The sequence below is a fragment of the Cyclobacterium qasimii M12-11B genome (genome assembly GCF_000427295.1).
GTDB lineage: Bacteria > Bacteroidota > Bacteroidia > Cytophagales > Cyclobacteriaceae > Cyclobacterium > Cyclobacterium qasimii.
In genome coordinates, this window is sequence record NZ_ATNM01000127.1 from 1 (window position 1) to 977 (window position 977).

Annotated in this window: 1 protein-coding gene; it reads left to right on the top strand. The window is 51.5% G+C overall.

From position 1 onward, the window contains the following. On the top strand, positions 1 to 977 hold a 977-nt coding region (locus ADICYQ_RS15255), incomplete at both ends, for an IS91 family transposase (RefSeq protein WP_051160238.1).

Below are 977 nucleotides of genomic sequence, written 5' to 3' on the forward strand. Positions count from 1 at the left end.
CGACCAGGCGAAGGCCTACAATGACATTTTGGATTGCAGGACTGCAAAAATGGGCAGCCATACCCTCACCTGCGACACCTGTGGCAAAAGCAGGGTAAGTTACAACAGCTGCCGAAACCGCCACTGCCCCAAGTGCCAGTATGTCAGGCAGCTTTTATGGGTGGAAAAGCTGCAGTGCAGGCTGCTCCCAGTTAGGTATTTTCACGTCGTGTTCACCATACCGGAATTCCTCAAGCCCCTGTTCTATCTCAACCAGCGGGAATGCTACGGCATACTCTTTGCCGCTTCGGCCCTTGCGGTGAAGAAGGCAGCATCGAACCCCACCTTCCTGGGGGTGGACAGCGGCTGCCTGTCGGTGCTCCATACCTGGGGTCAGGCACTCAATTACCACCCCCATATCCATATGCTGGTACCTGCCGGAGGGCCCGACCCTGACAACATGGAATGGGTAGCTGCGAACAAAAAGTTCTTTGTGCCGGTGAAAGCCCTCTCGGGCATATTCAGGGGGGTATTCATGGAAAAGCTCTTTCATGTCTTGCGGTCAGACCAGCTCAGGATACCTGAAAAACAGAAAGGGATGTACGCCGCCCCGGAGCTTTTAAAAAAGGAAGCTTATTCGAAATCCTGGCATGTCTATATCAAAAAAACGTTCAAAGGTACCAACCAGGTAGTTAGCTATCTGGGCAGGTACACCCATCGGGTGGCCATCAGCAACAGCCGGATACAGTCCGTCGAAGACGGCACGGTAAAGTTCAGGTGGAAGGATTACCGGGACCGTAAAACCAAAATCATGGAACTTCCGTGTGCCGAATTCACCCGCAGGTTCATGCAACACGTCCTTCCAAGCGGATTTTACAAGATAAGGTATTATGGGATCATGTCATCGGCGAACAGCAAGACTAAAATGGAGGACTGTTTCAGACTGCTGAAAGCGGCAAGATTCATTTCCTTTTATGAGGGATTGTCGACCTATGAAA